Origin of the sequence: Aeromonas sp. S8(2024) (assembly GCF_041403085.1) — a bacterium.
In the GTDB taxonomy this organism is placed as follows: domain Bacteria; phylum Pseudomonadota; class Gammaproteobacteria; order Enterobacterales; family Aeromonadaceae; genus Aeromonas; species Aeromonas dhakensis.
This window is the reverse complement of sequence record NZ_JBGLRF010000001.1, coordinates 13,914-39,448: the sequence shown is the minus strand read 5'-3', so window position 1 is coordinate 39,448 and position 25,535 is coordinate 13,914. Positions and strand designations below refer to the sequence as shown.

At 55.7% G+C, this 25,535-nt stretch carries 16 protein-coding genes, 1 tRNA gene and 4 pseudogenes; 4 read left to right on the top strand and 17 right to left on the bottom strand.

The features are described 5' to 3' along the window. Nucleotides 1-768: 768 nt before the first annotated feature. Nucleotides 769-844, top strand: a tRNA-His gene (locus ACB031_RS00165). Between the two features lie 179 nt (nucleotides 845-1,023). Continuing rightward, nucleotides 1,024-1,192, top strand: a pseudogene (locus tag ACB031_RS00160) (IS481 family transposase); the annotation flags it as partial. Nucleotides 1,193-1,260: 68 nt separating this feature from the next. Here the strand turns inward: ACB031_RS00160 and ACB031_RS00155 are convergent. Beyond that, nucleotides 1,261-2,052, bottom strand: a complete 792-nt coding sequence (locus ACB031_RS00155; RefSeq protein ID WP_371138790.1) for a hypothetical protein — start codon at nucleotides 2,050-2,052, stop codon at nucleotides 1,261-1,263. Nucleotides 2,053-2,261: 209 nt separating this feature from the next. Beyond that, on the bottom strand, nucleotides 2,262-3,194 hold the full coding sequence (locus ACB031_RS00150) for a hypothetical protein (protein ID WP_371138789.1): 933 nt from the start codon (nucleotides 3,192-3,194) through the stop codon (nucleotides 2,262-2,264). A 356-nt stretch (nucleotides 3,195-3,550) separates the two neighbouring features. Between ACB031_RS00150 and ACB031_RS00145 the strand changes: the two are divergent. Continuing rightward, nucleotides 3,551-3,857 (top strand): annotated as a pseudogene (locus tag ACB031_RS00145) (IS481 family transposase); the annotation flags it as partial. A gap of 33 nt (nucleotides 3,858-3,890) precedes the next feature. Here ACB031_RS00145 and ACB031_RS00140 read toward each other — a convergent pair. After that, a complete protein-coding gene (locus ACB031_RS00140) occupies nucleotides 3,891-4,400 on the bottom strand; it encodes a hypothetical protein (protein ID WP_147323365.1) in 510 nt (169 codons plus the stop codon). Between the two features lie 27 nt (nucleotides 4,401-4,427). Between ACB031_RS00140 and ACB031_RS00135 the strand changes: the two are divergent. Further along, a pseudogene (locus ACB031_RS00135) lies at nucleotides 4,428-4,563 on the top strand (IS5/IS1182 family transposase); the annotation flags it as partial. An 889-nt stretch (nucleotides 4,564-5,452) separates the two neighbouring features. Here the strand turns inward: ACB031_RS00135 and ACB031_RS00130 are convergent. The 14 genes and pseudogenes from ACB031_RS00130 to tssK all read right to left on the bottom strand — a co-directional run bounded on the left by ACB031_RS00130 (nucleotide 5,453) and on the right by tssK (nucleotide 25,533). Further along, complete coding sequence (locus ACB031_RS00130) at nucleotides 5,453-5,857, bottom strand: lysozyme inhibitor LprI family protein (protein ID WP_117404276.1); 405 nt, start codon at nucleotides 5,855-5,857, stop codon at nucleotides 5,453-5,455. Between the two features lie 154 nt (nucleotides 5,858-6,011). Further along, nucleotides 6,012-6,281: pseudogene (locus ACB031_RS00125) on the bottom strand (hypothetical protein). Nucleotides 6,282-6,480: 199 nt separating this feature from the next. Next, a complete protein-coding gene (locus tag ACB031_RS00120) occupies nucleotides 6,481-6,855 on the bottom strand; it encodes a lysozyme inhibitor LprI family protein (RefSeq protein WP_124250506.1) in 375 nt (124 codons plus the stop codon). Next, nucleotides 6,852-9,494 (bottom strand): pesticin C-terminus-like muramidase, encoded by a 2,643-nt coding sequence (locus ACB031_RS00115; protein ID WP_117404272.1) that lies wholly within the window; start codon nucleotides 9,492-9,494, stop codon nucleotides 6,852-6,854. Before ACB031_RS00115 ends, ACB031_RS00120 begins: the two co-directional genes overlap by 4 nt. 34 nt (nucleotides 9,495-9,528) lie before the next feature. Beyond that, nucleotides 9,529-11,574, bottom strand: a complete 2,046-nt coding sequence (gene tssI, locus ACB031_RS00110) for a type VI secretion system tip protein TssI/VgrG (RefSeq protein ID WP_371138788.1) — start codon at nucleotides 11,572-11,574, stop codon at nucleotides 9,529-9,531. Nucleotides 11,575-11,584: 10 nt separating this feature from the next. Then, the gene (locus ACB031_RS00105) at nucleotides 11,585-11,872 is read right to left on the bottom strand and encodes a type VI secretion system PAAR protein (RefSeq protein WP_005300007.1); all 288 of its coding nucleotides are present in this window, start codon (nucleotides 11,870-11,872) and stop codon (nucleotides 11,585-11,587) included. A gap of 257 nt (nucleotides 11,873-12,129) precedes the next feature. Further along, entirely contained in the window at nucleotides 12,130-13,560 is a 1,431-nt protein-coding gene (locus tag ACB031_RS00100; protein WP_324039128.1) for a VasL domain-containing protein, read from the bottom strand. Nucleotides 13,561-13,606: 46 nt separating this feature from the next. Continuing rightward, nucleotides 13,607-17,092, bottom strand: coding sequence for a type VI secretion system membrane subunit TssM (gene tssM, locus ACB031_RS00095; protein ID WP_371138787.1), 3,486 nt, complete (start codon nucleotides 17,090-17,092; stop codon nucleotides 13,607-13,609). Between the two features lie 41 nt (nucleotides 17,093-17,133). Beyond that, the gene (gene tssA, locus ACB031_RS00090) at nucleotides 17,134-18,579 is read right to left on the bottom strand and encodes a type VI secretion system protein TssA (protein ID WP_371138786.1); all 1,446 of its coding nucleotides are present in this window, start codon (nucleotides 18,577-18,579) and stop codon (nucleotides 17,134-17,136) included. Nucleotides 18,580-18,587: 8 nt separating this feature from the next. Further along, complete coding sequence (gene vasI, locus ACB031_RS00085) at nucleotides 18,588-19,193, bottom strand: type VI secretion system-associated protein VasI (protein WP_371138785.1); 606 nt, start codon at nucleotides 19,191-19,193, stop codon at nucleotides 18,588-18,590. Beyond that, a complete protein-coding gene (gene vasH / locus ACB031_RS00080; RefSeq protein ID WP_371138784.1) occupies nucleotides 19,193-20,731 on the bottom strand; it encodes a sigma-54-dependent transcriptional regulator VasH in 1,539 nt (512 codons plus the stop codon). The genes vasI and vasH overlap by 1 nt, the downstream gene beginning before the upstream one ends. A 2-nt stretch (nucleotides 20,732-20,733) precedes the next feature. Beyond that, the gene (gene tssH / locus ACB031_RS00075; RefSeq protein ID WP_371138783.1) at nucleotides 20,734-23,376 is read right to left on the bottom strand and encodes a type VI secretion system ATPase TssH; all 2,643 of its coding nucleotides are present in this window, start codon (nucleotides 23,374-23,376) and stop codon (nucleotides 20,734-20,736) included. A gap of 20 nt (nucleotides 23,377-23,396) precedes the next feature. Further along, nucleotides 23,397-24,176, bottom strand: a complete 780-nt coding sequence (icmH, locus tag ACB031_RS00070) for a type IVB secretion system protein IcmH/DotU (protein WP_192897189.1) — start codon at nucleotides 24,174-24,176, stop codon at nucleotides 23,397-23,399. Between the two features lie 22 nt (nucleotides 24,177-24,198). After that, nucleotides 24,199-25,533, bottom strand: a complete 1,335-nt coding sequence (gene tssK, locus ACB031_RS00065; RefSeq protein WP_195879195.1) for a type VI secretion system baseplate subunit TssK — start codon at nucleotides 25,531-25,533, stop codon at nucleotides 24,199-24,201. Nucleotides 25,534-25,535 lie beyond the last annotated feature (2 nt).

The window sequence follows — 25,535 nt, the reverse complement described above, 5'->3', positions numbered from 1 at the left end:
AGTGACTCAGGTCGAGCATAAGCCTGTCGTGGAAGTGAAGGATGAGGTGCGAAAGGGGTTGGAAGAACTGGAGGCCAGGGCGCGTTCTTATCGATTTGAGCTCCAGGAATACCAGGCCACGTTCGCCGAATACAACGAGCTACGAGCAGATTTCCCCGCGCTAGAGGCAACCATTAATAGTGTGCTCAGGCACACCAGTCAGGAATTTCTGTCCTTACGAGGACGGTTGGCAGCCGTGGAGGAGGTGTTGAGGGCGTTGGGGAGTTCCGCGTCAGTCCGCTAATGTCATCCCTTCTATACAAGTCGATTTCAACTACATGACCCCAGATGTCCGGCATTTGCAGGTCATGTAGTTTCGCGGTGTTGGTGCGTGACTTCTATCCTTGGGCGCGATGCCAGCTGATTTTGCATAATCAGTGCTCCTGAAAAAGGGCTCATAGCCCCACATACACACTCATGCGCACTGATTGAGCGATCTACATGCGCACTCTAGTGCGCAAATAGTTTATTACAAGATTGACATTCATGACTGAATGTTTTACTCTTCGCGTAAGTTGGTTAGGTCATGCATTAACAGTGGTAATGTATTGATTTTAAACAAAATTAGCATTTTTATCGCGTAATGCATAAGTGGTTATTGGCTTCTTGCTGGAAGTTAATCCTTACTTTCGATCTTTTATGTGTACCATATAAGAGTTCGAATCCTGCAGGGCGCGCCATTGATGATATGCATCTCCCCGATGCAAGCATTGATGGTTATCTTCAGTGGTGGCTGTAGCTCAGTTGGTAGAGTCCCGGATTGTGATTCCGGTTGTCGTGGGTTCGAGCCCCATCAGCCACCCCAATATCTCCTTTCAGAAGACATCCAGTCTTATCTATTTAAATCCGGTAGACATAAACCGCCCCTCCAATGCCCTGCCTGTTCCTGAAAAAATGCCCGCAACGGGTCGCACAGGGGACACTCTAAAATGCATCAGCATTGGTGCTGGCGGTTGCCAGTAACCCGTACCAGACCTTGTGGGCATCAAAGGGAGGACAACTTGGCATGAATCGGTGGAGCTTGATATAGTAAGACTTGTCAAGCAGCGGCCACATCAGAACAGAATAATAGAAATACAACCTCCCCTCCTACCACATATTCAAGAAAACTCTGATTTTGATACCGAAAGAAGAGCACACTAAAGCCGCATAAAAAGATACCGGTTTGAGGCCGGTGTCAGGTGATAACTAGATCTGTACAGACATACTAACTAAAGGTTTTTACATTGGATTGATAGATATCTCTATTTCATTGACTACCTCAGAACCAGAGAATTTTATCATGTAGTTATCACTTATATATGTAAAAGCACCATCTTTCTTAGACGCAGGTACACCATATACTTTTATGACATCAAGCATCTTGCTTCCCACATAAATCCCTCTACTACTAAACCCAACATCTTTCTTAAGAATGATTTTAGCTATTCTATAATCATCAAAGTCTCTTTTAAATTTATTGTAGTTAAAGTTTGACGACTCTATATATATGAAACCGAAGTCATGAGGAAAAAATTTATAATCTATGCCGTCAATGTTTTTAAATATATCGACAAAACTATTTTCACTATCCATTTCAGTGAGCCCATTAAAGGCCTCGATAATTTCACTGTAATCACCACCAACTTTTATGTCATAACCATTGAAGTGGATGGCAAAGTCACTTCTTTGTACATTTAAATGTTCAAGTAGTCTTTCTTTTTTGGTGATACGAGCTGAATCAACCCACCCTGTATGAGCCTCACCTTTTCGATCTAAATAACTAACATATTGAAATCCATTGTATGATGCATATGAAATTGCCTTGTCTCCATTAATAATGAATTTTTTCGACTTACACTCATCAAGAGGAAGGTCATTAAAAAAAGTACGATCTTTCGCTGTAACAACAATATTTGACACATCATAAAAAACTTCTTCATTCTTCTGTACTTCATTAAACCTTATGTTTTCACATGCTGTTACCCCACTAAAGGGGAAAATAAAAAATACGACACCTAGAATACTTTTCATTAATTACCCATAGCATACAGAATATATAATTGGCCATATAATAACATTATAAATCACAGCATCATTCAATTACATTAACACTCTCACCTTAATATTATTAAAAATAACAAGAAAATCGAATGTAAAATTCAAAGGTATAATGGTTGATAAGTAATAAAAACACCGGCTTGAGACCGGTGTCAAATGATTGCTAGAACTGTACATAAAAATTATACACACTCACCTTTAGCTTGATAGTCAATAACTCTCTTCGGTATTCTGCTCTCTTTCCCATTGTTCTTCATCAACATAATATATGTATTATACGACTCTGTAGCCTCTTTACATTTAGAATGTGCAGCTAAATAGTCTGCTTTATTTAAATGAGCAACAACTCTATCGGGAAACTTACGTAGAATTCCATCCAAAACATACAAAGTAACAGGGTTATCTTGAGACGACTCGAAAATATAATATGCAATATTGTTGTATGTCACAACATTATATTTTGTGATGTTATTTTTTTCTATGAAAAATTTGGCAGATTGAAGACTCCATGATATTTTTCCTGATTTTGTCAAAGTTTCTAACTCTTGGGACATAAAATAAGACTTTTTAACTTCATGACATTGTTTTGAAAAATCTTTCTCATCTGGAGAGAGAAGTACCTGCTTGACATCACTGGAAGAAATGTTATCAAACGGAATGTATAGATCTAACTTACAGTTCACTTCACTAAATACTACTCCATCAATGTTATTTGATGTCTCTGCCGTGACCTCTGTTAAAAAATATTTACCATTGATTAGTGACACTCTATTTTTAATATACGCATCAAAATTCCCGCCCCTATTAATGATAATAAATCCTTTCTCATCACCAGGTAGTGATGCAATGTCATCAAAAACAGAATACCCGTCAACTGTTAAATTAGAGCCCTTTACAGGAGGCATTCCTGAAGCGCTTATTATATATAATAACCCTCCATTTTCCTCTGTAATTATTTTATCTCTAACACCATTCTTCTTGATATCTATTGAATATGATTTACCGTCAGTAATTTCAGGTGTCAGTACATTGGAAAACACTGACTGAGACAGTATCAATAATGTAAGAAACCATAAAAAATAAATTTTATTATTTTCTATTTTTACATTGTTCATACTTAAATATCTCTTTGAGAGCACCAACATATTTTCTTCTCTCCAATAACCCATTTTTCCCACCATTGACAATGGTAGCTAATTACATCGGTATAGTCATCATCAGCAAGAATTCCCAAATCAAAAGTTCCATATTTTGATTTAGTTCCATCACTAAACAAAACAGATATAGGCTCTTTTTTATCAAAACAACACTACTATAACGTGATACTATCGCATATGATTGTATGGAGGTGGTATTCACCTGACAGTTGCCCACAAAAGGGAGTGGTTATACGGCTTCAAACCGGATAACAAAACGGTACCCCTACCGTGTTATCTGGAGTCACCGTATGACCACCAACGAGAAAGTAGCACGTCGTAATTACCAGACCTATGGCGCCGAGGGCTTGCTCGGCAAACTGCCCGGCAGTAAAGGGGCTCATCCCAACCGAGTCGCGCCAAGAACTTGCTCTGCAAGGTATCAACGGCAGCGTGCGTGACGTGTGGCAACGTCACGATTTGCTCTCCAAACATGACCGCTTGTTGCGCCTCGAGAAAACCCACCGGGAGCAGACGATTGAGCTCAACGACGAGCAAATGCGCCTGCTCGAGCGATTCAGCCCCGAGTTTCGAGAACATCAGATTCACTACACCGAAGAACTGGTGGCGGTCGACACCTTCTCTCAATGAGATTGATAGCACCTTGCCAAACTCTTAACCATATCTTTCTTTCATATACTTCTTTACCGATATTGCATTGTTAAACTTATATGTTCCATCACCGGCCCCATCCTCTGTGCCACTTAAGACTGGATCCAAAGTCTTTGTCTTATCAACAGTATATTCTCCACCAGCGTTCTTTTTATAAATTTTAACTTCAAAATTAGTCTCATCAATCCCTTCTGCCTGATGCTTATTATGCCATGAAACTATAGTTCCTATATAATTAACACCTTTCAGAGTAAAGAAAAAAATGCTCCTGAGATTCGGGTAATCACCGTTCTCACATATTTTATCCAACTCATAATGTGATGATTTATCATATATGACCATAGATAATGGACAGTTTATGTCATCCTTTTTCTCAATTTTAACGCTCACTGTATCATTACTTATCCTATAGGGTCTTTGAATAATATCAGCCGCATTCACAAAAAAAGCGGGAAAAATTAAATTTAAAATGAAAAAACCATACTTCCTCATTATAACCTCACAAATTTCCATTCACGATTACCAATGCCTACTGGGTAATATCGGTTCAAGTTGTTGCTGGCGGGAAAATTAGTCTGCGTAACTACAACGGCCAAGTGGGACCAGTCATAGAGTATGTAAGCGCCATAAAAAAATGAATACCCAGGGTCTGCCAATCAGAAAGCCCCGAGTATAGCGATCACTCGGGGCCGGGGAAGTGATGACTTGATGGTTGATTTGGGCAACAACGCTGTCAGGTGATAACTAGATCTGTAGACCCGATGAATAAGGCGCCTCAGTATTTCACAACCACCGCAATCAAAAACAACCCTCGTAATTTCCCAATGCCTGAGAGAAATAAAACTTCTTTCCTTAAACATTTATATAAAAACTTTGTCAAAGTTAGCACCTTGGCAACCGAAGTGACACCGCCCATTAACTTTGCCATCAATTATTTCAACCCAGTCACTATTAACAGCATATGCTCGACCGTCGTCACTCGCCTCTTCTTCATAGTTTACTTGGACTATAGTTATTTTATCTTTATTTTTCCCATATTGAACATATCCTCCAACCCAACCTGTAGTGGAGGCCCACATAATTCGCATTTTAATTTTACCATCTGTACTAACAAAGCACCGATAGTCTATCGCCGACATCTTCAGCATGGCTGACAGAAGACAGCATAATAAAAATCAAGGCTAAATATTTTTTCATTTCAGTTACTCTAGAGTAACAACACTCAGTTCAACAAATTTTCGCCAATCTCTAAAAACCGTCCATACCAATGTTTAGCAGTCTCCTGCGGAGTAAATGGTTATACTTCTAGCAGGGTCAAAAATCTTGGGTGCCCCAAATTTCCCCACCGCAAGGACTTACTTGTTCTACGTCTCTCCATGACGGTTTTTTGGACTGAAATTATTACTTTAGAACTACCGACAAAATAAGAGAAGTGGCTTGAGCAGGCCACTTCTTTCTATATTTTTTGCCTAATATGTTGTTTTGTAAAAAAGCTAATATGCTACACAACCATCTGATGGGCACAAAGCTGATGCAGCGCCTTCCTTGGCCATCAACCTTGCCTATCAAGGTAAATCATGAATGAATTGAATCTCATTGTTCAAAAAAAACACTCTTTCCTTGGTTACATTCATAAGGCATTTTTTAATTTCTATCAGTTGAGCGATAGAACTGTCTTCAAAAAAAGCCCCCCTCGCGTAACACTGAGTATCTCTGAGATTAATCCAATATCTTTGGGATTGAACCAGTTGACTCCAGTATTTTTCTTTAGATTGCTTATCATAACCGCTAGATAACAATGTAGATTTTAAATCATTATATATCTTGTTTAACTCAGCATCAGCTTGTTTTGATTTACTTTCATAACAAGCAGCAAGATTGGTAGCTGGCGTAGAGATATCACAATTACTATCTGTGCTTGAAAGTACATTCAATGATATAAAAAAAAGAGCAAAAGACAGTCTTTTCAAAGTTATTCTCCAGTTAGATATTTAGCTCTTTTACGCCCTAGCTCATATTGGCTCAAGGAGGGGTTGTTTTGGATGTAATCGGCATATTTTTGTCTCTAATGAAGAAATCAAAGGAGCCTTTCTCAAAGGCCCCTCTTTAATTTACACAAAGGAGTTAACTATTGTTCACATAGTTAATATGTTGACTGGTGTACTCATTTAAACTTTTGATACTATCTAATTCACACTGAACCATTAATAACTCACAACGCTGACCACCAACGTTTGAATAAGGCATCCATTTTTAATGAATGGCAAGCCGTTGTTTGTCGTAAAAGATTTTCGAAAAACCATAGTCGCTAGACTTTGAAGAAATGATGTCTTTTAAATTTACTTCATATTTAGCAGTTTGTTTTTGGATACAGGAAACCATTTCCTTATGCACTCCTTATGCACTCCTGACGAATCGTTACAATCACCACTAGCAACAGCATATTGGTTAGCTAAAAAAACACTCAAAAATAAAATAGAATGTTTTTCCATTTTTACACCACGAAAACTGTAAGTAACTCATAATCAGTAGGGCTGGAGCTCCATTCATCCCTGCATTTAGTCAAGTTAAATTACATCGCAGATAGATGTATTTATTCTGGTAAAAAACCATTTAAATAGTCTATTCTGTCTACAGTCTTTTTGAGTTGACAGGTTAAGTATTCCACACCAAACCCCTCTCCTCCAGAGCCCATGCCTTGTGGATTTTCAAAATTACAACTAGAATCACGAAACTTAATCCAATCACGTTGAGCCAACTTCAAGTATTTTGTTCTAGGCTCACCGATTCCTTCATAATCATTCTGTAAATATGAAAAGAGGTTTTTGTAAACCTTATTGAGCTCTGCATCTGATTTATTGTACAAAGTTTCAACACACTTAAATTTAGCTGTTAAGTCAAGGTTTTCGCATTGTCTTGCATCAAACATTGCTATCGATGAAGCAAAAAAATATCCTAGCATAATCATAAATAGTTACACCTTCTTTGATGTCTATCGAGTGGAACATTATAAGTTTCTTTCCACCTGTTACTTTTTATATTTTCTTTTAAAGCTGAAAACTCATCGTTATTTTTTATGCTCTCGATGAGGTCTGGTATGAAAAACTCTCTAGTACTAGGACGATTATCACCTCTAAAAGTAAGGTCAATGAGCAAATCTTGTATGTTTTGAGGAAGTGCAGACCATGAAATTATTCTTTCCGGATCTAAATCAATACCATTTGGAGCAGCTCTTGTGCGAGTCCCTTTCGGATTTTCGATCGTTATTTTAGCAATAGCTTCCAACTTTAAATAGATTTCATTGAACAAATAGTGCTGCTGTTTTCTCGTAAGGGTCTGTTCATTTCTGGGGACAACGTTATTTATTGCTATAGTATAATCGTATGCAGCCTGCCTCTGAAGACCAACTGCACCAGTGAGCCATTGCAACATGGAACTTGATAGCGGTTTGCAATTATCAGAAATAGCTGTTGTTAACTTATTCAGCTCGCCAATTGATATTTGGCCCAGATCAAGCCCTCTTCCATAAGTAACACCAGACGCACCAATCACAGCCCCTCTATTATTTGGGACATGTGGGTGTCTTGAAAAATACATACTCGTATCAACATCGTTCCCTTCAGCATCAAATGTGAGTTGTCCTTTGGGTACGGTGAGCCACTTTTTATCCATTTCATCATCAGAGATAGGGTCAGCCACCAGCACCATCATCCCCGCAGGATGAATAAACCAAGGCTTGATATCACCCAATATCTTACTGGCATCTTCCATCCACGCCATATTGTTGTGTACCTGCTTTGCGTACTCATAGAGCTTCGGTTGATCAGCCAACTCCTGCTTGAGACGCGGCCAATCTCCCGGCTTTACCCATTCGCTTTTGTGCTTGATAAACAACATGCGCAACTTGCCCGCCAACTCCTCATCGGCCATCGCGGCCTTGATGTCATTGCCGCTCAGGGTGCCATCGTTGTCTCTGTCTGTCACCAGCTTGTCATAGAGGGTACTAAAAAATTTGCTCGCCTCTTTCTGCTGCGGATCTTCACTCTGGGTATCAGCCTTGTCCAAAAATCCATCGTCATCACTGCTGCCATCGACCAGCTTGACGCCCAGCTTGTGCCAGTCATGCTGACTGACCACTTCGACATCACCACCCTGCAATACGAACTCGCCCGCCAGCTCCCCGTCCGCCGCCGTCCGTTCACGCACCTTCACAAAGTTGTTGGCACCGTGAGTGACAATATCAGACTCTTTCACCGCTAACGGTAAGACCTGTGGCCCAAAATTGGCAACCTCGTGAAAACCATGCTGGCTATCGTTGATAAGACGATAGGTAGTGACCTCTTGCTTTACTAGCAGGTAGCCTTGGCCACCGGTTACCCGCGCCTTGTTATTGATGCAATCTTCAAGCGCCTGCTTGTCGCTCTCTGCAACAAACACCTCAAAATGCACGGCTTTGCTGTCTGCGTCTTTCACAAAACCGCTGGCTCCGGCAGTGGCTAGCTCATGCTCACCCCAATGACCGATGATCTCTCCGGCCTGCACCGGTATCGGATTTGCACTGCGGTTAACAACCGGCGCATCTTCTTTGAATTCGACAGGGATACTTGGTTCGGCGGCCAGCTCAGCCCCCATTTTGCTTTTCGCCAGCCAGCCTACAGCCCCTTTGCTGGCATTGATCATCACCTGATTGGCGCTATCTTTGACGGCACCACTACCCGCCTTGAACACCTGTACTTTACGAAACTCAGTCGTGCCGCCATTGAGGTTCACCATCTGTGGTGGCTCACTGGATACCACCACCTCACTGCCAGCAGGTAGCCCCATGCTACCCACTGTGGTGCCAGCAGTTTTACGTAGCCATGTATTACCAGGGATCTTATGGCGGGCCGGTTTGCCTTCCGGTGGTGTCATCCACTTCGGCTTTTGTGGAAATTCCTGCTGTAATTGGCTTGCCGCAATATGGAACAGGCTGTCCGGGTCATCAACGTAGTGCACCAAATAGTAATCGTGGGGCTCATCTTTGTGGTTAAGCAGGCTCTTCACTTCCTGGCCGACCAACTTCACGTCAGCCCCTCTTTTCGCATAGATAGGTTTATCGCCAGACAGCCGACGTGTCAGCTTGGGAGGATGTCCCTCGACCACCGGTTCATAGGTGGACACACCTGTCCCCTTGACCATTACTCGCGCAGCCTCGGAACTGTTGTAGCTGTTCTCACACGCAATATGCATGTAGAGGCTGTAGAAGGTCAGCTGATTCTTGCTCTGCTCACCGGCTTCGTAGCAATGGCGTACCAGACAAAACGAAGGGGAGGTATACAAGTCAATCTTTCCCTCTGGCTTGCCCTCTTCGGAGCTACGGATCGCCTTGGCTGGTTTGGTCGCCAGTCGGTAGGCCACGATCTCCCCGTCAGCAATCGCGCGCACAGCGCCGCTCGGGTGCCAGCCCCCGCTTTTACTGAAGTGGATACCACCGTGCCAGATACGGTTGCGGCCTATCGGGAAGGTACCGCTCTTGAGACCATTGATCTTCTTGATAAATTCATCGAGGGATGCAATCTCGCTGGAGCCATTTTCACCCGCCAGTTGCATGGGATAGACGATTTTCATCTTTGTCATTCAATCCTAAGTTGTTCGTCGAACATCAAGCAGAGGGCTGATAATCGCTATCGGGCTCCAGCACCTTGAGCAACGCCTCCATCGCCTTCTCGGTGGGGATGGCCTTGACCAGTTCAACCAGTTCGGGAGCTTTGACAACTTCTACTCCCTTGGGCACCACGGGGGCCTTGCCACCCCAGCCAGAGCCTGAGCCTGCGCTGCCGCCGGCATTGAGCTTGATCGCAGGGCCGACCAGCTTGATGCCGCTCGGGTCCACTTTCACAAAGCTGCCGCCTCCTTTGAGAGTTATTTCAGAACCCGCCTCCAGCACCAGCTTGTCGCCCACCTTGATATGCACTTCCTGACCGGCTTCCACCAGCAGGGACTGCCCCAACTTCTGGTGCAGGCTGGCATCCACCGTCAGCGAGTAGTCAGCCTTCACTTGGTCGCGCTTCTCGCCCTCCACCGTCAGGTGGTCGTTGGCCTTGATGCGGGTCACCCGCTCATTGTCGATGTCACGATGCTCGTCGTGTTTAATATGCCAGGCTGCGTCGTTCTCGATAAGCACGTTCAGGTCTTTCTGACCGTGGATGTAAATCTCTTCCTGCCCCGCCTGGTCTTCAAAGCGCAGTTCGTTGAACCCCTCGCCCTGGTGGGTCTCGGTGCGCAGCACGGTGCGGGTCTTGTTGGCAGGCAGCTCGTAGGGCGGACGATTGGTGGCGTGATAGGTGCGGCCAGTCACGATGGGCTGGTCGGGGTCGCCTTCCAAGAACTCGACAATGACCTCGTGGCCAATGCGCGGAATCGCCATCATGCCATATTGGCCGCCGGCCCAGCCTTGGCTCACCCGCACCCAGCAGGAACTTTGGTCGTTGCTCGAGCCATAGCGGTCCCACGGGAACTGCAGCTTCACCCGGCCATGCTCGTCGCAGTAAATCTCCTCCCCTTCGGGCCCCACCACCACGGCAATTTGCGGGCCATCCACCATGGGCTTGTGGGGGGCTTCCGGGCTGCCGATGCACGCCCGCCAGGTGGTGCTGGCTTTCACCACGCCAAATTCGTTGTGGTAGACAGTCGGGCCGCTGCCCCCCTCCTCTTCCAGCGCCTGTGGCTGCAAGCCGGTGTGTTGGATACGCACAATTTGCCAGTCGGTGTTGAGGTTGCCATTGGGATGTTCGGTGAGCGAGAAGGTCTGCCCCGGCTGCAAGGCCGCGCAGTTGGACTTAGCCTGGCCCGCCACTGCATCGTTGCGCAGCGCATCGAGCCGGTGCTGGGCAAAGGCCTTGCCGCTCGGGTCTTCTTTGTAGCGACCCGGGTAGTCGAAGTGCTGGTAGGTGTCGCGCTGATGCTCGAGCTCTGCGCCCTGCTTTTTATGGGAGAGACCATAGGCCGGGGTCTTGAAGCAGTAGTCCTTGAGCTCCACATCTGAGGGGCGCACCGCCTCCCGGTAGTGGAACTGGCGGACATAGGGCCCCTGCTCGAGCGAGCGGTTGCCGAGGTTGAAGAAGAGCTCGGGGCCGGCGGTCAGGGCGGCTGCGTCATCGGCAAACACGATACGGTGCTTGCCCACTTCAAACTCGTGGAAGTAGAACATCCCCTCTTCGGCGGCGAGGCGGTTCACGAAATCGAGGTCGGTTTCCCGATACTGAACGCAATATTCCCGTTTGGCATGCTCATTCTTGAGCGCAAAGGCGTAGTCGGTGATGCCGTGCTCTTGCAGAAGAATGCTGAGAATTTCATCGGGCTTTTGCGTCTGAAAGATGCGGGAGTTCTGGCGAAGTGACAGTCGCCACAGGGCCGGCTGCACCAGCAGCTGATAACGGGTGCGGCGAAAGCCGCTGTCGCCTTGCGCAAAGTCACTGACCACCCCGCACACCCGGCGCTGCAGCTCGCCGTTGTACCAGACCAGCAGCTCGCAGGGTTGGTCCAGCACGGCGCCAAAGTCGATGTCGGGCTGGCTGCTTGCCAGCTCCAGGCGCAGGTTGAACGGCCGGTTCAGCCCTTCATCAAGCGCAAACTCGGCCACCACGAAGGTGCTCTCGGGCAGGGCCCCCACCTTGACGGTAAATTGTAATCCTGTGCTGTCTGCCATGAAGCGCTCCTTAACCTGCCTGTCCGCTGCCCGAGCCAATCACCACGCCGCCGCAGCCGACTGCGGTGCCGGTCACGGCGATGGGCTTGCCGTTGACCAGCACAGAGCCGACGCCGCCCGAGATGCTGCGCGGATGGGGTGGATTGTTGGGTTTGTCGTGGGGGGCCAGCGGATCACCCTGGCGGGCCACCGGCTTGCCATCGAGGAACACATCCGGGCTGGCGGCAATCACGGGGGATGGGTGGAAACCCTCGTGGTCGGTGCCGATATCACCGAGCAATGCAATAGAAGGACACATCTGGATTCTCCGTGGGGCAACCATGGTGCAAGCGCAGCCTGGTGCAGAGACAGTTGGAATGGCGACCCAGCAGCCTCCATGCCATGGCATGGTCGCCCACAATCACATTAAAAATCAGCTAATTACGATTCAATCTCGTTGAGTCTGACAAATCTGCTGCAATCCATTGCGCAAGACAGGGCAAGTTTTCCGGCAAACCTTGCCTTGCCAGTCAAATTCACCATGCCTTGCGCAACTCTTTGCTCATACCAGCATTTTCAGCTACCAGAAGCGCCCTGTTGCAGCTGATAGAGGCGGATGTTGAGCGCTTTCAGATCATTTTCCAGGCTCTTGAGCTCCGCTGCCGTGATGGGCTCCTGAGAGGCTTTTCTCGCCTCCAGTTCATCCAGGCGCAGACTGAACGGGATGTTCTGCATCAGGTTCTTCTGCACTTCGTAGAGCTGGGATTTGAGGTAGGAGATGGTCACCGTCTTGCGCTGGCGCTCCAGCTCCAGCAGCTGATCAAGCAGGGCATCCACCCCGGCGCGGGCATCCAGATAGGTGGGCACGCTGATGACATCCCCCTGCTGACCGCCAAGCTGCGTCTGCCACTGCTTGTCCAGCGCCTTGACCGCCAGCGAGTCGGGATAGAGCATCTGTAACGAGTTCCGCAGTCCCTCGCCGTAGCGATACCAGTAGAGCGGCGACGTCTGCTCGAGCCGGGTCAACTGGTTCTGGTAGCGGGCTACCAGATCGCTCTCCATGTTCTGCAGGGTCTGCTCCCCCAGCACGATGCGTGCCTGGCGAATGTCGTCGTAGCTGAGGGCTCGGGGCAGCTCGGCGGCCGGCTGCACCAGACGCTGGGCCGCCACGGTTTTCTCCTGCTGATGTTGCTGCCAGCCGAGCCAGCCCATCACCGGCAGAGCGCAGCTGAGCAGGCCGCAACCAAACCAGAACCAGGCCGGGCGCTGCCGGCGGTGCTGCTCAATCTTCAGCACGGTGGGCTTGACCTGCCCCTTCTCGCGCCCCACAAGAATGCTGCCCTGGGGCAGGTGCGGGGTCGATGCCGAAACCGTGCCGCCGTGATCACTCTCCATGTCGGACTTGAAGAACACCATGGGCGGGATCTGCAGATCCTCCTTGAGGCCCGGCTCGTCGGAGACGATGACGATCTCGGTCTCATCGAACAGATGGGTATACCCCTCGATGAAGTGCACCAGATTCTCGACCCGGGGAATGCGGCTCAGATCCGCGTTGTGCAACTTCTCGCTGATGAGCTGCAGCGCCCGCTCGCAGCGATAGATCAGCCGCTTGTCCTCGTGGCTGATCTGGTACTGGCGAATGACGTCGCTGATGCGGGCGATAAACCAGTCGAGCATCTCGATGCGGGCCCGCTCCTGATGGACCGGCGGCCAGAAGCTCTCCCACTGGGTGACGATGAGGTTGGCGAGAAACTCACACCCTTCGGTAAAACCGCTCAGCCCCTGCAGGCGCGAACGGGCCAGGGTGAAATAGATGGCGGTCTGCAGATCCACCCCGTGTTTTTCGAAGATGAGGCTGGCCAGCTGATGGATCCGCTGCCAGTCCACCTCGGGGCGCGAAGCGTGGCTGAGCTTGTTGATCTCGGCCCGCAGCGCCTCGTACTCCGGCAACATCCTGGGGTCGCGCCCCACTTTCAGGGCCTGCTGACCTTGTTGATTCTGTGACATATGAACTTCCAACGCAGGAAGGGGGCACAACGTGCCCCCGACGCGATCAATAGAGGGATTCGGGCAGTCTGAACTGGCTGAACAGGCCGCCGGTGAAGGGGTTTTGCGCGCTGTCGGTGTAGACGCGATAGGTCATGGCCCCCTGATCCACCGGGAAGCGCACATCGAAGGTGGCGTCATTGACCTGGGTCAGCTCCCCCTTGTCCATCAGGCGGAACATGGCCCAGGGGCCGACGAAGCCTTCACTGCGCGGTGAACGCTCGCGGGCGGCCGGCACCAGGGTGATCTTGCTTTCGGCCCCGTCACGCATGGTGTTGGGCCACACCAGCGGGATCTTGGTACGACGGCCATGGGCGTATTCCAGCAGCTGGCCATCCAGGTTCAGCACGCTGCGCCGCTTGTTGGCGGTGAGCTCGATGGGCTCGAGGGCGAACTGCACCTCCAGGTTGCCCTGCTGGCTGAAGAAGATCTGGCGGATGCGGGCCGCACGCTCCAGCTGCTTGACCAGCTCGGCCTGGATGGGCGAGCTGAACTCCCCTTCCATCAGGCCGCTCTCCACCATGGGTTTGAGGTTGACCTGATAGAAGCTGTCCAGCGTCCCGCCCGGCGCAAAGAAGCGCTCCATCTCGGAGAGGGGCACATCCTTGTTCGAGCTCGGGTCAAACGGATAACGGCCGGCCAGCTGGCTGTTGAAGGGGGCCAGCACCTTGTCCTGCCACTCCTGATTGAGGGAAGACATGGCAAGATCGATCACCAGTCGCGAGCTCTGCTCGGAGAGCTGACCCACCCAGCGATCGAGCGGGGCCGGCAGACTGCGGGCATATTGCTGCAGCGCAAACACCGGATCGGCGTACTTGTTGGTCATGCGCAGCTGCACCGCTTTCAAGGCGGACTGGCCCGGCTCGGTGGCATTGACGATGAGCTCCAGGTAGTGCTGCAGCTCCACCAGCTTCTGGTTGACCTCCTGAATGAGCGGCCCCTGCTCGCCACGTCCAGCCAATACTCCATTAGTGGCCATAAAGGGACGACCGATGCGGGCGCTGATGGCCTGGGCCGGATCCCCTTCCACATCGGAGATCTTGCGAATGCGGGTGTTGTCATCCAGCGAGGCCAGTACCCGCTGGAACGGCTGATCGTTGCCGGTGATGGCAGCAAGCACGTCCAGCGCCTGCTCCGGGCTCTCCAGGGTCTGCACGTCCAGATTGGTCAGCAGTTTTTGCCACTGGTTGACGTAATCGGTGACGTAACGGTCGTTGACCTGACGGGTGATCTCCTTGCGATCCGCCTCGCTCAGCTGGCTCAGCTTGCGCTGGCCCAGCACCCAGGCATCCATCGCGGTGAGATCGATGAGGGCCTTGTCTTGCTTGAGGAAGAAGTCGTTGAAACCGGGCCAGGTGAGCAGCCGCGGCACCTGGCCGGCGTTGTCGCTGCGCAAGGCAAACACGGTGTCGAAGGTGGGGCCCACCTCGTCACGGACGTTGAGATCCGGCGCCAGCACATCGTTCGCCTTCACCACCAGGTTCTGGTAGACCCGCTGATACATGGGCAGCTTGCCGAGCTCGCGCTGGGCACCGTAGACCGGCTCCTTGAAGGGCACGAAGGCGGTGATGGCGGCCTGATCCCGCTCTGCCCTGGCGCCATACCAGTTGGTGTGATCGAGGGCATAGTCCAGGTGCCCCATCAGTTGCTCCTGCACCGCCCCCTGCCCCGGAAAGGCCTTCTGCCAGCGGCTCGCCATGTACTGCGCCACCAGCTCCTTGTTGCGACCGGACGCATCGTCCAGCATCCGCATCACCCGCAGGATGGCGAGCTTCTCCTCGCTCCCCGCAGGTGCCTGGTTGAGATCCGCAAGCAACCCCTGCATCTGGGCCGGCAGAAAGCGCAGGCTCAGCAGTTGCAGGTAGGAACCTTCCACATAGGGACCAATTTCGTCCCCCTGATAGAGACCGAGGTCGGCCACCAGCGGCATCCGCTCGCGGTAGTTGCCAAAGGAGAGGGTCGCCTCACGAATGAGGTTGAGGCGCGGCAGCTGGCTCACCCCGAAGGCGTGGGCGTCGGCCACCTCGTTGGTCTCCATGAAGGCCTGCGCCTTGGTCAGTACGTTGCGACCCGCCTCCTCGTTGACCCGGTAGAAGTAGTGCCAGCCACCGATGAGAGCGGCCGAGAAGAGCGACAGGCAGCCAATGCCAATGGCCATGCGGCGCCGGCGATAGAGGGTGTGCAGCCGGTTTTCGCCCGCCAGATGGGCCTCCGGGAAGATGATGGAGGAGAAGAGCTGGCGCACGAAATAGGTGTTGGACTCCCCGCGCAGGGCCGAGTGGATGGGCTCTGGCAGGTTGTAGCGACGGGAGGCCGCCTGGGCAAACGCATCGAACGGCACCCCCTGCTGATAGACGGAGCTGACATAGACCCCGCGTACCAAGAGCGGCTTGCTCTCCTCGATGGCCAGGGTCTCGGCCAGCAGGCTGGTCACGTAATCCTTGAGGCCCGCCAGTTGGCGCACGAACGAGAACAGCGCGTTGCGCTGGGCGGCATCGAGCCGGCTCAGCATCAGTTCCGGCAGATTCTGGTTGAGGTTGTCCACCCACTGATCCCAGAACAGGGCCAGATCCTGCTGCCAGTCGGCGCCCGGCTTGAAGGTCACCCCCAGCACGGCCTCGCGGGCCTCCTTGTCGAGCTGCTGGTAGATCACGTCAAAGCCGCGCAGCAGATCGAGCTTGGTGAAGGTGACATAGAGCGGCAACCGGGTATTCATGGTGACCGATACCTCCTGCAGGCGCGAGCGCATCAGCTGGGCATAGGCCTTGCGCTCGGCCACGCTGGCGTGGGAGAGCCAGGCCAGATCCACGGTCAGCACCAGGCCGTTGAGGGGCTGGCGACGGCGGTGTTCATTGAGCCAGCCGAGCAGGTGCAGCCAGAGCCGCTCATGCTTGCGGGCCTGGGGATCCAGTTCGGCCTCGCTCTGGGAGAGCAGCACCCCGGCCGGATCCAGCATCACCGCCTGTTCCCCCAGCCAGCAATCCACCAGCTGATCCTGTGCCACGTCGCGCAGTTCGGTATCGAGTCTCGGGTTGAGCTTGTTGGCCGGGTTGGCGCGGTGAATGAGGCTGCTCTTGCCGCTGCCGGGCAGCCCCAGCACCAGATACCAGGGCATGGCGTAGAGCGCCCCCTTGCCCAGATGGGTATTCAGCGCCTGCAGCCAGCGATCGAGGAACATCGCCTGCCTGTCGATGAGCCCCTTGACCGGATCCTGCTCCAGCACCACCTCGTGCTGACGCTCGGCCTTGAACTGCTGCATCTTGCGCCACACCCGCCAGGAGACTACCCCCAGCAGCAGCCAGAGCCAGAGCAGGGTGAACACCACCCGCCCCCACAGCGGCTCGAACGGCTTGGCACCGCGTACCTCGAGACGAGGGCCCAGCCACCACACCAGGATGAGGGCGAGCCCCCAGAGCACAGCACCGAGCAGGGGCCAGGAGGGTTTCAATTTCGGCAGCTGTTGCCGCAGAAAAGTAAAAATGGTTTTGAACATAAAATGTGATCCAACTCCGACTCAATGACTCATTTCGGCACTCATGTCGACAACGGCGCCGCCAGGCTCTCCAGGCGGTTGACCAGCCCGGGCTCCCAGTGCGACAACCCGAGGCGACTGGCCTCTTGCCACAAGTGTTGATAGTGCTGGCGCGCAAGCGCCTCCATGCCTTCCTGCGCCAACAGCTCCGCCTGCACCAGCAAGGCGTGGAAGCGATCTCTTGGCTCTTTCAACTGCGCAATCCGCTCATCGAGCAGGGCGAGCGCCGCTGCAACCCCCTGCTCGCCGTGACGCTGGGCGACCTCCTCGGCCAGCCCTGTTTCGCCACTGCCGGCACTGCCGCCCTTGGCCGGTTGCAGCCAGCGGCTGCACTCAGGGGAGAGAAACGGCGAGCCATCGCTGAAGGCGAGCTCCCGCAGGGCCGGCAGGCGCTGCAGAAAAGTCCCGAGCTCCTCGGCGATCGCTAGGGCCACCGCTCCGAAACCGAGCTTTTGGGCCACTTCGGCCGAAAGCCTGTGCCCCTCGAACCAGTAAGGAGCCAGGGTCAGGCTCTGCTCGATGCGCAGCCAGAGCCCCTGATCGGGGGCGTTCATGGCGGCGCGATACTCGTCCACCATGTCCGCCGACATGGGTGCCAGCGGGGTTTTATTGCCCGCCCCGCTCATGGGGACCGCCGTGATCCCGGCCCAGACGGCATGACGGCGCAGCCGATAGCCCACAGCCACCTCCGGCTGGCGCTCGATCAGGAGCTCAGCCACCTTGAGCTGGGTCTGGCGCCAGGCGCGATCGTTGGAACTGTCGACGTCGATGCCGGCACTGCCACCACCGCCGCTGAGCACCATGGCGCCGGCACCGCTGGCGGTCGACGCCACCGAGGCCGGGGAGCCCGTTGCCGCCGCGCCGCTGCTCTGAGGCTGCCCAGCAGCATCAGCCTGCGCCTGTGCCACCTGCTGGCGCTGGGCCCGTTTCAGCCCCATTACCAACGGGTCGAGCAGCTCCCCCTTGTCGGGACACTGCGCCAGCCAGACCCGCTCCAGCTGCTCGGCCTGGGCCAGCAACTGGGCCAGCTCGGCCGCCGAGGCGCTCTCGCAAATGCGCGGCAGGGCCCCTTCGAATCGCTTGACGATTTGCACCATCAGCCGCTGTTTCTGGCTGGCATTGCCGGGCCAGGCCAGCAGCCAGTAAGCCTGGATCCAGGCCTCCAACAGGCTGATCGCCGCCCCCAGCGGGGTTGCCTTGGCTGGGTGCTGCAGGCAGCGCAGCAGCTGGGCCAGCACCCGCATGTCCTTGGTACGGCTCTCCAGCAAGCCGAGGCAGGCCTCGGCCACCGCATTGAGATCGACCTGGCTGTGAGCGAGGGAGCCCAGCTTGACCAGCTCGGTCTCCACATAGTCCCAGCGCGGCTCATCGGCCAGCACCGCGCCTCTTATCTGTTCATCCGGCAGGCTGGTGAGCAGGCGTGCACACCAGGGGTGTTGATAGCTCATCTTCCCCCCTACCAGCGGCACTGCTGACGCAGCGGTACCAGCGCCTCTTTCAGGCCGCTCAAGTCAACCCGCAAGAGGGCACCGTTGTCGGCCCGCACCTGCAGCTCGCGATGGCCCAGCCAGCGTTTGAGCTCTTCGATGGCGGGCAGACCGCGGCCATACTCGAGCAGCAATCCCTGATCCCGAATAAACCAGCTCTGGGAGCCGGCACTCGGCTGACCATCCAGTTCGACCTGCACTTTCTCGCCGCTCCAGGGCTGATCCAGCCGCAGCCGGATATGGGTGATGCTGTCGACGCAGCCGATGGAGAGCGTCGCCCCGCGCAGCGCCGGACGGGTCAGGGTTTCACTGCCGCGCGCCTCATCGCTTTGCAACAGGAAGGGGGCGCTCGCTGGTGTGCGAGCCTGCTCCTGGGCCCAGATGGCCTGCCAGGCCGCCGATTTGGGGGAATCCCCTTCGGTGGCACTGGCCGCGCCATTGCCGATGGCGTCGTAGCAGGCGAGTCGCACCAGCGGCGAGGGCTCTTGCCGGCAGGCCTGCCAGCGCGCCATGTCCAGCGGTGCCTCAGCCGCACTGGTGGCCAGCAGCAGAGGCAATAGGGCGATGAGGCTCATCAGTTCACCTCCAGTTTCTGGCACTTGTGATCCAGGGTGCGCTTGGGAATGTTGAGACTCTCGGCCACCAGCATCCGGTTGCCGTGGAAGTGGCGTAGCCGCGCCTCGATAACGGAGGCCTCGTACTGCTGCATGGCCCGGCGCAGATCGCGGATGTGGTTGTAATCGTCCATGTAGCCGGGCAGCTCGACGCAGACCCGCTCACGCAGCTCTGGCGGCAACGCCTCCAGCCCCACCTCCTCCCCGGTGCGGGTATGGGCGCAGGCTACCTCCAGCAGGTTGCGCAGCTCGCGCACGTTGCCGGGGAAGTCATAGGTCTGCAGCTGTTTCAAGAACTTGCGCTGCAAGCCAGCGAGCGCCTTGCCATCCTGGGCGGCAAACTGGGCCATGAAGTGCTGGCAGAGCAGCGGCACATCCTCGATATGCTCGCGCAGGGGGGCGATCAGCAGCAGGCACTGACAGAGACGGTGGTAGAGGTCGGCCCGAAACCGCCCCTCCTCCACATGACGGGTGAGCGGCTGATGGGTCGCGGCGATGAGGCGAAAATCGGAGTGATACTCCTGCTCGGCCCCGAGCGGCCGGTAACTGCGGGTTTCCAGCACCCGCAGCAGCTTGGCCTGCATGGCGGCGGGCATGTCGCCCACCTCGTCCAGAAACAGGGTACCGCCGTTGGCCTGGGCCACCAGCCCGGTCTTGTTGGCTAGGGCGCCGGAGAAGGCCCCCTTCTGGTAGCCGAACAGCTCGCTCTCGATGAGGTTCTCCGGGATGGCGGCGCAGTTGATGGCGACAAACGGCTTGTTGGCGCGATCGGAGCACTGGTGCACCAGCCGTGCCACCACCTCCTTGCCGCTGCCGGTCTCACCCTGGATCAGCACGGTCAGTTTGTGTTGACCGGCCTGATTGATCTGCTCGCGCAGCCCGCGGATCACCGCCGACTGGCCGACCAGCTGATCGCCGAGCAGCTTCTCGTGCTGACGCAGCCGCTCCCCCTCTCCCTTCATCTGGCGCAGGGAGTCACGCAGTACCCCCTGATCCCGTCGGCTGCGACCGAGATCGCGAATGAGGGTGAGCTGATTGCAAAAGACCTGGGAGAGCTGGGCCAGCTCGGGGCCATCGGCCCAGGCCCGCAGCACCTCCCCCTCATCCATCAGGGCCAGCACGGCAAACGGCTTGCCGTTGCCATCCAGCAGCGGATAGGCGTGCAGGCCGCACTGCTGGCCAAGGTCGGCCAGCAGTGCGCGAAAACCGGCGTGCTCGATGCGGGCACCGCCATAGAGGGAGTCCCAGGTGCGGGATTGGGCCTTGTGCAGCACATAGGCCAGCGGGTGGGAAAAATCGTCCACCGCCAGCCCCAGCGCCACTTCCTTCCCCCTGACCCAGCCTTTGCATTCGAGCTGGCGGCCGCTCACATCCAGCATGCCGAGCAGCAGCCCCCTGGGCTGGAAGCTGGCATGGAGGGTCGAGCTCCACCAGTGGCACAGATGCGGCTCATCGCGCTGGGCGGTGAGGGCCAGGGCAAATGCGAGGGCTTGCTCCATACTCAAGCCCCCACCTCGGCCACGAACTGGTGATCGGCCACGGAAAAGTGGACGCGCTTGATGGGCTCACCGGCCGAGAGGCGCTGCAGCAGTTGCAGAGAGACCGGCGGCAGCAGGGCCCCATCGATGACGGATTCCAGCATCCGGGCGCCGTTCTCGCTGCGATTGGCCCGCAGCAGGATCTCCTCGGCCACCTCATCGTCCAGCACCACCTCGGCGCCGAAACGCTCCTTGAGCAACTTGACCAGCCGGTTGAGCTTGCCGCCGACGATCTGCACCAGGGTATCGTGACCGAGCGGCAGATAGGGGATCACCTCCATCCGTGCCAGCAGCGCTGGCTTGAAGAAGGCGGCGAGCTCCGGATAGAGGGCATCCAGCAGCACGTCGGGCTGCTCGGCATGATCGACGATGGTCTGGAAACCGAGGTTGGAGGTGAGGAAGAAGACCACGTTCTTGCAGTCGATGATGCGCCCTTCCCCGTCCGCCAGCTCGCCCTTGTCGAACGCCTGATAGAAGAGGTTGAGCACGTCCGGGTGGGCCTTCTCTACCTCGTCCAGCAGCACCACGGAGTAAGGTTTCTGCCGAATGGCCTCGGTCAGCACGCCCCCCTCGCCGAAACCGACGTAGCCGGGCGGCGAGCCAATCAGGCGCGAAACGGTGTGCTTCTCCTGATATTCGGACATGTTGATGGTGGTCAGATACTGGCGGCCACCGAACATCAGCTCGGCGATCTGCAGCACGGTTTCGGTCTTGCCGACCCCGCTCGGCCCCACCAGCAGAAAGGCACCGAGCGGGCGGCCGGGGCGACGCAGATCGGCGCGGGCAGTCAGCAGATGCTTGTGCAGGTGGGCCACCGCCACATCCTGCCCCTTGATGAGCTCGCCGAGGTATTCCGGCAATCGGGTCACCACGTCCAGCTCCCCTTGCGAGATGCGATTGAGGGGCACCCCGGTCCACTCGGCGATGACGGCGGCAATCTGGGTCTTGTCGACGTGGGCGGAGACCAGCACTTCTCCTTGCTGCAGCTCGGCCAGTTCGCGCTCGAGGGTGGCCAGCTGCTCGGCTGCGGCTTGCGGATCGAGCGGCGCATCGGCGAGATCCAGCGCCTCTCTGGCCAGCATCTCATCCTGCTGATCGGCCAGCAGGGCTGCGCGCAGCTCGACAATCTGGTGTACCAGCCCCTGCTGCTGCTGCCAGCGGGCCTCCTGCTCGGCCAGCTCTTCACGGCAAGCCTGCTGGGCCGTCTGCAACTCTGCCAGGCGCTCTGCGTTGTCACCGAGGCCGATCAGGCTCTGGCGCTCCAGCTGGCGGATCTCCAGCTCGCGCTGGCGCAGCGCGTTTTGCAGGTGGCTGACCGCGCGCGGCGGCGTGGTGAGATTGATGGCCACCCGGGCACAGGCGGTGTCGAGCACGTCGATCGCCTTGTCCGGCAACTGACGGCCGGAGATATAGCGGGCGGAGAGCTGGGCGGCGGCCTGCAGCGCCTCCTCGTCGATCAGCACCCCGTGGGCCTTCTCGTAGATGCTGCGCAGGCCGCGCAGGATCACGGTGGCCTCGTCGGCATCGGGCTCACCGACTTTCACCAGCTGGAAGCGGCGCGACAGGGCCGCGTCTTTTTCAACGTATTTCTTGTACTCGCCCCAGGTGGTGGCGGCGATGGTGCGCAGCTCGCCCCGGGCCAGCGCCGGCTTGATGAGGTTGGAGACATCCAGCCCGCCGGCCTGGTTGCCGGCCCCGATCAGGGTGTGCGCCTCGTCGATGAAGAGGATGACCGGCTGCACGGCGTCCTTGACCTCCTGCATCACCCCCTTAAAGCGTTTCTCGAACTCCCCCTTGACCGAAGCGCCGGCCTGCATGGCACCGAGATCCAGCGTCATCAGCTCGACCCCGCGCAGCTTCTCGGGCACCTGGCCCGCCACCATGCGCAGAGCCAGCCCCTCGATGAGGGCGCTCTTGCCGACCCCCGCCTCCCCTACGACTATGGGGTTGTTCTTGCGACGACGGGAGAGGATGTCGATCATCAGGTCGATTTCGTGATCCCGGCAGAGCACGGGGTCAAGGCTGCCCTGGCGGGCCTGTTCGGTCACATTGACGGTAAAGCGGGCCAGCAGGCTGGCATCGGCCGGCAGCGCGACCTGGGCCGTCTTGCCGCCGGGGGTAGTGGTCACTTGCGTCTCGGCAGACTCCTTGACCCACTCGTCAAACTGCTGGCGCAGCAGCTCGCGATTGACCTTGGCAAGCAGGCGGGTCACCGAGCCCGGCAAATAGCGCTGCGGGGTCATCAGCAGCACCAGCAGCATGACGCCGCTGCGCAGCTGGGCGTGTTGCAGTTCGGCGGAGGCGAGCAGCCAGCTGTCTTGCAGCCACTCCACCAGCATGGGCGAAAAGGAGGGGTAACCCTGGCCATAACCGTTGTCAGTTGGCGAGGGTTGCAGCAGGGTCTTCAGCTCTTCAACGTCGACCTCGGCCACCTTCAGGATCTGGCGCACGTCGCTCAGCGGGGTTTCCAGCATCTTGAGCAGCAGGTGCTCGATGCGGATCTCGGCCCCCTGGTGATTGACACAGAGGGCCGCAGCCTCCTCCAGCATGTGACGGCAGATGGGGTTGAGTCTTTCCACCAGTACCGGTAGCTCTATACGAATCAAGGCGTGCTCTCCTTAGTATTTTATTTTAATAATTCGCCCAGTTGACGCAGAACGTCCTGGGTCTGGTTATTGAGTTGGTGGTGATAGAGGCCGAAGATCAGCGCCAGGATCAGCGCCCCGCCCATGAACAGGCTGCGCAGGGAAACCTGCTTGCGCAGCTGATAGCGGGAGGCCTGCTGCCCCAGATCGAGGTGAAACACGCTGGGCGCCTCACCACCTGCCTCGTGCGCCAACTGCTTGTGCAGCTGGCGCACGATGCGCTCGAACTCTTCCCGCCCCTGGCTCATCACCTTGTAGCGCCCCTCGAAGCCGAGGCAGAGGCAGAGGTAGATGAACTCCAGAATGTCGCGGTAGCGCACCGGGTCTTCCTGCAGGCGCGCCAGCAGCACGAACACCTTCTCGCCGCCCCAGGTCTCGTTGTGGAAGCGGGCCAGCAGGGAGTGCTGGGACCACTCGCTCTGGCTGCCCCAGTCGCGCCCCATCACGGCCTCGTCGATGAAGGTGCAGAGGATGTAGCGAAACGACAGCACCACCCCGTTCTCGTACCCCTGGGCCATCAGCTCCTGTTCGATGGCCTGGATTTCGGTCACCACCCGCTGATAGAGCTCGGGCACCCGGTCGTAGCGCGACAGCAGCCGTACCCGCTGCACCAGCCCCAGCAAGGGGGTCACCGCATCGATCATCGGGTTGATGCTCTGGCCGCGCAGGCGGAACCAGTAATCCGAATCCATGTCCAGCTGCTCGGCGTGATCGAACAGCAGGTCGCTGAGTTGCTCGTTCTTGATAATGTCCGTGGTCATCTCTGCTTATTCCTTGGTGCGATCACTGGCTGCGAATGGCCCAGAGCTGCATGTCGAGCTCGGGGAAGTCGCCGGCGATGTGGAAGGCAAGGGTGTTGCTGACCGCCAGCATCTGCCAGGCCGGGCTCTGCCGGTCGAGCTGGAAGTAGCTGTAACCGGCGTGATAGGGCAGCTGGCGCGGCGCCACCGGCAGAGGCAGCAGCGGAATGCCGGGCAGTTGCAGGCTGATGAGCTCGCGGATCTTGTCGCTGGAGGCCACCTTGGTCTGCTGCAGCAGCTGCTTGCGCAGCTGCTCCTGCGGCATGCGGGCGCGCACCGCCAGCACGAAGTCGGCACTTTTCATCAGCTCGCTCTCGTTCACCATGGCCACCATGATGCCGTACTGGTGCTTGCGCAGCTGGATGGAGACGGCGCGCGGCGACAGCACGGTACTGAGCGCCTGGCGCAGGGCCAGCATCACCGGCTCGAAGCTCACCTGCTGATCGTCGTGACGATAGGCGGGAAACTCCGGCGGCAGGCGGGACTCGTCGGTAAAAGTCATCAGCTCGCCACAGAGCTGGACCAGCGCCTCGTGCAGCCGCTCCGGGTGCAGGGTACCCAGGCGCGCCAGATGAGAGAGCTGGGGCTGAGCCCGGTTCAGGAGCTGCAACATCATGAACTCGGCCACGTCGGCCACCCCTTGCTGACCGGGCGCCGCGATGCGCTGGGAGAGGCTGCGGGCCCGTTCGGCCACGAGGCCGGCCGACTCGCCGAGGAAGCGCTTGAGGGTCGGGATGGCGGAGACGCTGATGCTGCAGGGCATGAAGTTGGGATCCAGCACCAGACCGCCGTCCGGACGCTTGTCCAGAATGCGGGCAATCGCCAAGGAGGCGTAGGCGCTGCGATCTTCACGCTCCAGCATCAGCCGCAGGCTGACCCGCCCCACTTCGAGGGAGACCACGTCCCCTCCTTCGCTGTGCAGGTCACGCACGTCGTGGCGGTGAGCCTGCAGCCGGGTGGCCACCAAGCCTCCTTGCCCCACCTCGTTGACGCCACTCACCGAGAGCGGCAGCGCCAGATAGACCTTCTGGTTGGCCACCGAGGCGTCGGTGATCTCCAGCGGGGTCGGCAGCATGTCGTCGTTGGGGATGTTGAACACGGTTCCGTCCGGCAGTATGCCGGTTGCCCCCACCAGGGCGATGCGACCAAAGCCCAGGTAATCCTCGTTGATGGCGAGCGACTGCAAGCCGTAGAAATAGTCGGACAGCGCGCTCAGGCGAGCGTGCAGTGCGTAATCCGAATGCCTTTGTTGTTGCTGGAAGTGCTGGGGCTTGATGAACAGCCCCTCACGCCAGATAACCCGATTTCGACTCGACATGG